Annotated in this window: 7 protein-coding genes; all 7 read left to right on the forward strand. The window is 69.4% G+C overall.

Annotated elements, in window-relative coordinates; translation table 11 throughout:
* Window positions 1–19 precede the first annotated feature (19 nt).
* The 7 genes from eccB to ACZ60Q_RS25325 all read left to right on the forward strand — a co-directional run bounded on the left by eccB (window position 20) and on the right by ACZ60Q_RS25325 (window position 7,831).
* Window positions 20–1,564, forward strand: a complete 1,545-nt coding sequence (gene eccB, locus ACZ60Q_RS25295; RefSeq protein ID WP_469638839.1) for a type VII secretion protein EccB — start codon at window positions 20–22, stop codon at window positions 1,562–1,564.
* Between the two features lie 443 nt (window positions 1,565–2,007).
* Complete coding sequence (locus ACZ60Q_RS25300) at window positions 2,008–2,343, forward strand: hypothetical protein (RefSeq protein ID WP_469638842.1); 336 nt, start codon at window positions 2,008–2,010, stop codon at window positions 2,341–2,343.
* 91 nt (window positions 2,344–2,434) lie between these two features.
* Window positions 2,435–2,743, forward strand: a complete 309-nt coding sequence (locus tag ACZ60Q_RS25305; RefSeq protein WP_469638845.1) for a WXG100 family type VII secretion target — start codon at window positions 2,435–2,437, stop codon at window positions 2,741–2,743.
* A 117-nt stretch (window positions 2,744–2,860) separates the two neighbouring features.
* On the forward strand, window positions 2,861–3,337 hold the full coding sequence (locus ACZ60Q_RS25310; protein ID WP_469638848.1) for a type VII secretion system-associated protein: 477 nt from the start codon (window positions 2,861–2,863) through the stop codon (window positions 3,335–3,337).
* Between the two features lie 53 nt (window positions 3,338–3,390).
* Window positions 3,391–6,900 carry an AAWKG family protein gene (locus tag ACZ60Q_RS25315; RefSeq protein ID WP_469638850.1) on the forward strand — a complete coding sequence of 1,170 codons (3,510 nt, stop codon included), beginning with the start codon at window positions 3,391–3,393 and terminating at the stop codon, window positions 6,898–6,900.
* A 103-nt stretch (window positions 6,901–7,003) separates the two neighbouring features.
* On the forward strand, window positions 7,004–7,459 hold the full coding sequence (locus ACZ60Q_RS25320; protein WP_469638853.1) for a YbaB/EbfC family nucleoid-associated protein: 456 nt from the start codon (window positions 7,004–7,006) through the stop codon (window positions 7,457–7,459).
* 3 nt (window positions 7,460–7,462) lie between these two features.
* Window positions 7,463–7,831, forward strand: coding sequence for a hypothetical protein (locus ACZ60Q_RS25325; protein WP_469638856.1), 369 nt, complete (start codon window positions 7,463–7,465; stop codon window positions 7,829–7,831).
* Window positions 7,832–7,835 lie beyond the last annotated feature (4 nt).

A 7,835-nucleotide genomic window follows, 5' to 3' on the forward strand; every position in this document is an offset into this window, starting at 1 on the left:
AACGAGTTGAGGAGAGGCTGTGCAGTCCAAGCGCGACCAGGTCCAGGCCCACGGCTTCATGATGGGCAGGCTCAGCTCGGGCCTGCTGACCGCCGAACCGGACGCCGCGGAGAGCCCACTGGGCCGCACCACCCGGGGCGTCGTCTTCGGCCTGCTGGTGACCGTCCTGATCGGTGCGGGGGCCACCGTCTACGGGCTGCTGCGCCCCGGCGGGAACGACACCTGGCGCAAGGGCGAGCACTTGGTCGTCAACCGTGACACCGGTGCCCGCTACCTGTGGACCGGCACCGACGGCGTACTGCACCCGGTGCGCAACTACGCCTCGGCGCGGCTGATCGGCGGGTCCGACCTCAAGGCCGTGGACGTCTCCACCGCCTCGCTGCGGGACGTCCCCGTCGGGTCCCCGGCCGGTATCCCCGGCGCCCCGGACAGTCTGCCCGGCAAGGGCGGGCTCGACGCCGGCGCCTGGCACATGTGCGTCACCGGACCGGACGGTGCCCTGCCCAGCACCTCCGGCGCCGTCGCGGACGCCGGCGTGGACCGGCCGGGGGCCACCACCGTGGTCGCCGGGGCGCCGCTGGACTCCCGGGGCGTCGACGCCGAACGCGCGGTGCTCGTGCGGGGCCCGGACCGCACCGAGTACCTGGTGTGGCGGGGCAGCCGGCTCCCGCTGGACCCGGACTCCGACGCCCGCAACGCCCTCGGTTACGGCTCCGAGCGGACGATGCCGGTCTCGGCGGCCTTCCTCGACGCACTCGCCCCCGGCCCGGCCCTGAAGCCGCAGGAGGTGCCGGGGCGCGGAGGCAGGGGACCGGTGCTCGGCGGTGAACGGAGCAGGATCGGCCAGCTCTTCGAGGTCAGCGTGCCCGGCGGCGGCAGTACGTACCACCTGCTGCGGAAGGACGGCCTGGTACCGGTGTCCCGGCTGGAGGCCGCCCTGGTACTGGGCGACCCGGCCACCCAGAAGGACGCCTACCAGGGGCGCTCACCCGAGGCCCGGGCGGTCGGCGCGGACGCGCTGCGTACGCACCGGGCCAAGGAGACGGCCCCCGCCGGCCCCGGAGCCGCGGAGCTGCCCCGTACGCCGCCCGTCCCGCAGTCCACGCCGCGCGGCACCGCGCTCTGCGCGCAGGTGGACGGTGGCAACGGCGGCGCCCGGATCGGATCGGTGCTGGTCCCGCTGACCGGGCTCGCCCCCGTCACGATGTCGCAGGGAACCGACCGGCCGCTGCTCGCGGCCTGCGCCCGGACCGACGCCACGGTGGTACGCCCCGGGCGCGGCGCCCTGGTCCGCGCCCTGCACGCGAGCGGCGCCGCACACGCCGGAACCACCTACCTGGTCGCGGACAACGGTGTGAAGTACCGGGTCCCGGCCAAGGAATCGCTGGAGGCGCTCGGGTACGGGGAGGGCGACATCGGCTCGGTCCCCGCCCCGCTGCTCGCCGCTCTGCCGACCGGTGCGGACCTCGATCCGGCAGCCGCCTCCGGCACCGCGGAGCCCAGGGTCACCGCCCCGAAGTGCGCCGCCGCCGGGAAGACCGGGACAGTCGACTCCCGGCCATGATCCAGGCAAAAACCCCATACGGTGGCGAAGAAAGGGAAATGGGTGGGTAGGTGGAACTTCGCGCCTGACTCGGCGTCACCCGGCGTGCCATTCGATGTGTGCCGCGCGCTCGGGAAACCTCAGAAAAAGCTCAGATATGTGGCTACCGCCTCTCTGGGAGAACCTGTGAAAAGGGGCGTACGGTGTCGGAAACGGACCGCCTCGATGACCGTTCGGATTCCCTGGCTGCCCGTTTTCCGTCCGCATCGGCCGGTCCCGGGAGCCGACGGGGCGGGTCGCGTTCATTTCCTGGAAACCTTCGGACAACTCCGGTGGCGGGTAAGGATTCCGACGCGCGGAACTATGCTCAAATCTTCCTGCACGCGTTGCGCCGGACGGTGGCTTCTCTTTAGCCTCAGCGGGCAACGGTGCGATGCGAAGTCACTCAACGAAGGGAGCGCGACATGGCGGACAGTGGCCAGAGGCGGGCGGACCATGCCAAGGGCTTGGGAGGTGTCTCCTCTCTGGAGTCGGCCCGGGCCGCGGTCGAGAAGATCCAGAACAACGTCGCCGAGATCGCCGCGCGTTCGGGCGTCGGCGGTGACGAGGGTCAGTCCCTGCTGAAGCTGTTCCGCAGCTGGAACGGCGAGGCGCAGAAGGTCGTCGTGCAGATCAGCAAGATGGTCGACGCGCTCCAGGAGAACGTGACGTCGGCCGACCGGCTGGCGAAGGAGAACCAGGACCTGACCGAGGTGCTCAACAGCAAGACCAGCCAGGGCGTCTTCGAGGCGCTGCGCTGAGCCGTCCCCGGCGGCACCGGCCCCTCCCACGGCGGCCGGAACCTGTGAGCATCCCCGGGCCCAGGGGCCCGGCCACCCGAGAGGAGATGTCATGGCCGACGGCATCATCGATGTGCAGTACTCCACGGTCCGCAACGCGATCGAGGAGCTGAAGCAGCAGACCCAGCAGATCATCACCACCCTCAACAACCTGGAGGACGAGCTCAAGCCGCTCGTGACCTCGTGGGAGGGTGACGACCAGCAGATGTACCGCGGTGTCCAGGCCGAGTGGGACCAGGCGACCAAGAACATGGCCCTGCTCCTCGGCGACAGCGGTGATCTGGTCCAGAGCATCCATGACAACCACTCCCGCGACGAGCGCAGGAGCGCCGACAACTGGGGCGGTGTGCGCGCCCGGTAGTCCCCGCCGGGGTTCACCTCCGCCCGTACGGTGCGGAGGGCGAACCCCGGCATGCGCGTGTGCTCCCCGCCCCGTTTCCCGTAACCCTGTCCCGCTCCGACCGCAGGAGGACGCCTCATGGCCGGTGAGAAGGCCGACGTCAAGCACTTTGACCTCAAGCAGATGGAGAACTTCCGGGACAACGAGGTGCACCCGGTGTACACCAAGGCGAAGCGGCACCGGGAGGACGGCAGCGGCGAGGAGGGCGATGCCCACATCCGGCCCCTGGGTCAGCTCATCAAGGGCTACACGACGGCGGACAACCTGAACCAGGCCCAGCAGATGCTGCGTCTGGGGTTCATGAACACCGACAAGCTGGTCTCGGGACCGACGCTGATCGAGAGCGTCGCCACGGCCGCGAAGGCCCTCGACAAACTGCTCGGTGACCAGATGGAGCTCTTCAAGGAGCTCAAGGAGGCCCTCACCGACACCATCGACGAGGCCGAGAAGACCAAGAACAAGAACCTGGACGCGATCGACGCCCAGACGCTGCTCCAGACCTTCGACGAGGTCGACGCGCTCACCAGCGGGTCCACGGGCACGGAAAAGAAGTAGCGCGACCCGCGCGCAGCGGGGGCGAGGACGACACATGACCAGAAGGGCGCCCGGTGGCCGACCAGTACGACGATGAATCCAAGGGCAACGTCGACAAGTACCGGAAGACGGATGCGGCGTCCTCCGACAACTGGGCCGAACTCGTCACCCACATCACCGGCTACCCGGTGCCCAGCCGCTCCACCATCTTCGACACGCTCCGCTCCGACCACGGCGGCAAGCTCTTCCGGATGGACATCAAGGAGCGCAGTCTCGGTCTCCTCGTCAAGGACTCCGGCTTCCTGCAGAACAAGGGCCAGGACTACGACATCTGGTTCTTCGACAGCGGAAAGAAGAGCTCCATCAAGCAGGCCCGGATCGTCTTCGAGGGGCGTGTGAAGTCGGGTGACGAGATCATCTTCGCCGGTACCGACTCCACCGACGTCTCGAAGGTGAGCGTCCGTGAGGGCGGCGAGTTCACGGACTACAACAAGGACAAGATGAGCACCATCCCGCTGGCCCGGTACATGAACGGGCCGCGGGCGGCACTCCTCGCCCTGCTGCAGGGAAACAGCGGGGACGGCCGCTTCAGCGGGGAAGGAGCCAGCGACAAGGGCATCGTCGACCTGAGCACCTTCAACTCCACCGGTGAGTCCTTCGACTACGCGGCCAAGTTCTTCAAGGACCAGGCGCCGCTGCTCAAGGAGTGGGAGGACCGCTTCGGCCGCGACGACGCGAGCTGGAAGGGCGAGGCGGCCGAGGTCTTCATCAGCCTCATCAGGAAGGTCCGCGAGAACTACGACAACTACGTGGAGACGTTCGACAACACGGCCGGCACCGGCGACCAGAACGGCACCGGCAAGACCGTGTACTCCCGCGCGCTCTCCCTGGGCCGCGCCCACCTGGAGGAAGCGGCCAGGACCCTGCTGGAGAAGTGGCTGGCCTGGGCCCAGTCCGACTACTACGACCCGCACCGGGTACTGCGCTACGTGCTCGACGACCTGGCCCAGTGGGTGGACACCAACAATGTGGCGAAGACGGACATCACGTCGTACAGCTCCCGGTACACCACGACGGTCACCCACAAACCGCAGGCCGGATTCACCCAGGTGCACCCGGACTACGGAGACCTCAACGACATCGCGAACTGGGCGAAGGTCGGTGACAAGGCGGTCGACATCTGGAGCAGGGCCGTCGACGAGCTGCTCGTCGTCCCCGCGCGCGCAGTGCAGTCCAAGCTCAACAACCAGTTCCTCTCGCTCTCCGACGACTTCACCGAGAACGTGCCCAAACCCAAGTCGACCAGTACGGCGGGCGAGGAGTACGAGAAGAAGAAGCTGGAGGAGGAGAGGAACAGGATCAACAAGGAGAACGAGGAGAACCGCCGGTACCAGGAGAAACTGCGCGAGGAGCAGCGCCTCCAGCGCGAGGAGGACAAGAAGCTCCAGGACGAACTGCGCGAGGAGCAGCGCCGCCAACGGGAGGAGGACAAGAAGCTCCAGGAGGAGATGCGTGAGGAGCAGCGCCTCCAGCGCGAGGAGGACAAGAAGCTCCAGGACGAGATGCGCGAGGAGCAGAACAACCAGCGCGACGAGGACCGCCGGTACGCGGACGAGCTTCGTGAGGAGCAGCGGCGCGAGAAGGAGGAGGCCAAGCGGGAGGCCGAGGAGCAGGCCAAGCAGATGGAGGAGAGCCTCGGCAACATCAACGGGCCGGGCGGCGGGAGCGGGAACCCCGGCGACCTCGACGACCTGCTGAACCTCAAGCAGGACGTCCCGGTGACCGAGAGCCTCGGCGACCTCGGCGGCCTCAACACCCCTGGTCCCGGCGGCGGGAACAGCCCGAGCCTCGACGACGTGAACCACGTGGTCTCCGAGAACCTCGGCGGCCTCAAAGACGTGAACAACCCGGGCGGCGAGAACCAGCGGGCACCGGGCGGCGGACCTCTCCCGATCGGACAGAACCTCGGCAACCTCAACGGCCCGGGGAACACCAGGAACCCCGCCGACGCGGCCAACGACGCGATCACCCGGAACCTGGGCGACCTCGGCGACCTGAACGGTGCGGGTGGCTCCCTCGACACTCCGACAGGCGGCTCCACCCAGCTCGACGGCTCCGGCCTCACCACCGACTTCCCGGACGGCAGCAGCACCTCCTTCGATCAGGACAGCGGGCTGCTCACCACCACCCACCCGGACGGCAGCACCACCACGCAGGATCTGGGCGACGGCGTCCGGGTGACCAACCCGGACGGCTCGGTCACCTCGCTCGGCGACGACGGCAAGCTGACCACGACCTTCCCGGACGGGACGACGCAGGTCATCGACCCGAGGTCCGGGCAGGCCACCTCGACCGCGCCCGACGGCACCGTCACCACCGAGAACCTCGGAGGCCTCGGGGGCCTGAACGACCGGAACGGGACGGGAGACCTCGGTGACCTCGGTGACATCAACGCCGACCTGCCCACCGAGTCCCTCGGCGACCGGGAGACCGTCAACGACCTCGGTGACCTCGGGAACCTCAACACCGACGGCGCGGGCCTCCCCTCCTCCACGGGCAGCCTGACCGGCCTGGAGAACGGCGACTTCGCCACGTCCTTCCCGGACGGTGGGAAAGCCGTCTTCGACCCGGACACGGGACAGCTCACCAGCATCGCTCCGGACGGTTCCAGCCTCACCACCGACCTCACCCACGGGGCCGACGTGACCAACCCGGACGGTTCCGTCTCCTCGCTGGACAACGGCCGGTTCGTCAACTCCTTCCCGGACGGCTCCCGTCACTCCATCGACCCGGACACCGGCATCGCCACCGTCACCGACCCGCAGGGCAGGACGGAGACGGTCACCCTCGACGAGCTCGACTCGCGCGGGAGCGACGGAAGGCCCGACTACCTCGACGACCTTCGGGACCTCGGCCGGAACCGTGATCTCGGCGACCTCGGAGACCTCAACGGGAACCGGGACCCCAACGGCAGCCGGGACCTCGATCTCGACGCGCTGAAGGGAGTCGGCGGCGAAGGCGGCGACGGAGGTGGCGACGGGACCAGCACCCGGGACGTCTCGCTCTCGGAGCTGGGGCTGAGTGCCCAGAGTGGAGCGGGCGGCTCCGGCGGCGGCCTCCCCGGTGCGAACCTCCCCTCCTCGGAGATCCCCGGCCAGGTGCCCCCGCTCTCCGACAGCGCCACGAACAACGCGACGACCCCCGGCGCCGGAGGCAGCGGCCCCGGAGCCCCCGGCGCCCCGGGCATGCCGGGCAGCCCCGGTATGCCGATGGGCGGCGGCATGGGAGGCATGGGCGCGGGTGGCGAGAAGGGCAACGGCGAGCGCGTGCGCGCCGTCCTGGTCGACGCGGCGGAGGAGAGCGAACGCCGCAACCGCCGCAGGCGCAGCCCGTGGAACCGGCAGGAGGACAGCGACACCTTCCTGGCCCCAGCCTCCCGGGTGACGACCACCGGCGGCGGCAACACCCCCGAGGAGGAGCCGGATCAGGAGCGCAGGCCCGCCACCTACACCGACTACCTGGAGGAGGACGCGGACGTGTGGGGCACGGAGGAGGGCGGCACCCCGGCCGTCATCGGCAGGTGACGGCCGCTCAGGCCCCCACGGCGGGGCCGGACGCGAGGGCCGGACACGGTGACCGTACGGTCATACGTGGAGACGGGAAGAACGAGGCAGGAGGGGATCGGACGTGACGGAACCGCTGGAGAAGCGCCTGGAGAAGGCCATGGCCGAACTGCACGCGGCCCAGGAGGCGGTCGCGCGCACCGAGCGCGAGCTGCGGACGGCCTCGTTTGCCGTGCTCTCCTCCGACCGCGTGGTCCGGGCCACCTCGGGCCCGCAGGGCGAACTGACCGGGATCGAGTTCCTGGACAACAAGTACCGTGACATGTCCCCGCAGGAGCTGGCCGCCAGCGTCCTGGAGGCGGCGAGCGCGGCACGCCTGAAGATGAACCGGCATGTGATGCGGGCGATGGCCCCCTTCGCCGAGCCCAGCAGCGATGTGCCGGAGCTGAAGGGCTTCGAGCTGGACTGGGAGCGCATCTTCGGCCCCGAGGTGCTGCGCGAGGACGACGAGGATCCGGCACGGGGCGGCCCGGCCACCCCCGCCTGGCGGGACGCGCTCGGCGACGAGGGAGAGGACTGACGGATGGGACAGCGCTACTACGTCGACCCGCACCGTATCGAGGCCCTGGCACGGCAGTTGGAGGAGATCGGCACGCTCACCAGGAGCATGACCGAGGAGTTCCTCGACGAGCTGGCCCCCACGGTCTCGTGGCCCGGAACCAACAGCGAGTTCTCGGAGAAGGCCAAGCCGCAGGAGCAGGAGGAGCGGCAGACCACCAAGGACACCATGCTGTCCATCCGCGACGCGCTGGTGGGCATCACCGACGCCACGGTCAGCAACGTCCGGATGATGAAGGACACCCGCGACCGCAACATCGACGAGATCGAGTACGGCAACAGCCGCCTCGACACCGATGGATTCGACGGCCCGGGCGGGTATGGCCGCCGCTGACCCG

It is taken from the genome of Streptomyces sp. NPDC104313 (genome assembly GCF_055583985.1).

What these genes read in the sequence shown, in the direction of transcription:
- ACZ60Q_RS25300 (WP_469638842.1), top strand. Translation starts at nt 2,008, where the DNA reads ATGGCGGACAGTGGCCAGAGGCGGGCGGACCATGCCAAGGGCTTGGGA.
- ACZ60Q_RS25305 (WP_469638845.1), top strand. Translation starts at nt 2,435, where the DNA reads ATGGCCGACGGCATCATCGATGTGCAGTACTCCACGGTCCGCAACGCG.
- ACZ60Q_RS25310 (WP_469638848.1), top strand. Translation starts at nt 2,861, where the DNA reads ATGGCCGGTGAGAAGGCCGACGTCAAGCACTTTGACCTCAAGCAGATG.
- ACZ60Q_RS25325 (WP_469638856.1), top strand. Translation starts at nt 7,463, where the DNA reads ATGGGACAGCGCTACTACGTCGACCCGCACCGTATCGAGGCCCTGGCA.